Raw genomic sequence first — 1,933 nt, forward strand, 5'->3', positions numbered from 1 at the left:
CCGGGGTGGTGGAGCTCGGTCCCGAACCCTGGCCCGCCGGCTTGGCCGGGCATGCGCCGTTGACAGAGGGGCTGACCTTCACGGACGCCGCGGTGACGGGTTGCCCGCCCTTTGCTTCCTGGGTGGGCCGCACGGTGACGCAGCTGCCTGAGGTGACGTCGGTCAGCGCGGCGGGCGTGGTCTCGGTGACCTTGGTGGTCGAGGTGAAGTTCACGGCCGCGGTCGAATTGTCTTCCTTGGTGACCCGGATGGAGTTGCCCGCCACCGACGCGATCATCCCGCTGACCCGGGCTTCGCCGCTGGCCGGGGCCGGGGAGGTGGTCGTCGAGGTGACCACCGAGGTGGACGTCGAGGTCGACGTCGGGCTTGCCTTGTTAGACGAACTGCATGCGGCGACGGACAGCGCGGCGACCCCGGTGACCGCGAGGACTGCTAACCGGGTGAGCCGGGGCGTTGGACAGCTGGCAGACATCAACGGTTCTCCAATCGTGGTTGGACCCAACGGAATGGGTATTACCCGTCGAAGCTGTGGCTAACCTGTGTGCAATGCGGGGCGGTCAGAACGCCTGTTCGGGAATGCGCATGAGCTCGCCGTCGATGGACTCGATGACTTTGCGCAGGGAAGTGAGTTTCGGAAGCATGTTCTTGGCGAAGAACGTCGCCGTCGCCACCTTGCCCCGATAGAAGGCCGCGTCGGATGCGTCTGCGTCCGCCAACGCTGCGTGTGCGACACCCGCCTGCACCAGCAATCGCCAGCCGATGAGCAGGTCGCCCACCGCGAGCAGGTAGCGCACCGATCCGAGCCCCACTTTGTAGATCTCGCTTGCGTGTTGCGCGGCGGACATCAGGTATCCGGTCAATGCGCCCGTCATCGCCATGACCTCGTCGAGCGCGGTCTGCAGCAACTGGGCCTGCGGTTTGAGGGCCTCGTCGCAGGCATCGATCGTCTCGGTGACCTGAGCCATCACGAACTGCAGGGCCTCGCCTCGGTCGCGAACGATCTTGCGGAAGAAGAAGTCCAGCGCCTGGATGGCCGTGGTCCCCTCGTAGAGGGAATCGATCTTGGAGTCCCGGATGTACTGCTCGAGGGGATAGTCCTGCAGGAAGCCCGAACCGCCGAGCGTCTGCAGCGACTCGGTGAGGACTTCGTAGGCCCGTTCCGAGCTCACGCCTTTCACGATCGGCAGCAGCAAGTCGTCCACGCGGTGCGCCATCTGGTGATCTGCTCCCGAAACATGTTGCGCCACAGCGTCGTCCTGGTGTGCGGCGGCGTACAGGTACAGCGCCCGCAAACCCTCGGCGTAGGCCTTCTGCGTCATCAGGCTGCGACGCACGTCGGGGTGGTGGATGATGGTGACCCGCGGCGCGGTCTTGTCGGACATCTGCGTGAGGTCCGCGCCCTGCACCCGTTCTTTGGCGAAGGCCAGCGCGTTGAGGTAGCCCGTGGACAGGGTGCCGGCGGCCTTCACGCCGATCGTCATGCGCGCGTGCTCGATCACGGTGAACATTTGCGCGATCCCGTTGTGCACGTCGCCGACCAGGTAGCCGACAGCGGGCAAATCCGTTGCGCCGAAGGTCAATTCGCATGTCGGAGAGGACTTGATACCCATTTTGTGTTCCAGCCCGGTGGCGAAGACCCCGTTGCGCGCGCCGAGTTCGAATGTGTCCGGGTCGAACAGGAATTGCGGGACATAAAACAGGCTGAGCCCTTTGGTGCCCGGGCCGGCGCCCTCCGGCCGGGCCAGCACCAGGTGAAAGATGTTGTCGGCGGTGGCGCCCACGTCCCCGCCGGAGATGAACCGCTTGACTCCCTCGATGTGCCAGGTGCCGTCGGGCTGTGCGATGGCCTTGGCCCGACCGGCGCCGACGTCGGATCCCGCGTCGGGTTCGGTGAGCACCATGGTGGCCGCCCAGCCGCGCTCCACGCCCTCGC

Annotated in this window: 1 protein-coding gene and 1 pseudogene; both read right to left on the reverse strand. The window is 66.0% G+C overall.

Annotated features, from left to right (window positions below):
- Positions 1-472: pseudogene (locus A5678_RS28360) on the reverse strand (hypothetical protein); the annotation flags it as partial.
- An 85-nt stretch (positions 473-557) separates the two neighbouring features.
- Positions 558-1,933 (reverse strand): acyl-CoA dehydrogenase (locus tag A5678_RS17870; protein ID WP_068044714.1); only part of this gene is annotated, 1,376 nt, incomplete at its 5' end.

Origin of the sequence: Mycobacterium sp. E2733, assembly GCF_001667585.1 — a bacterium.
GTDB lineage: Bacteria > Actinomycetota > Actinomycetes > Mycobacteriales > Mycobacteriaceae > Mycobacterium.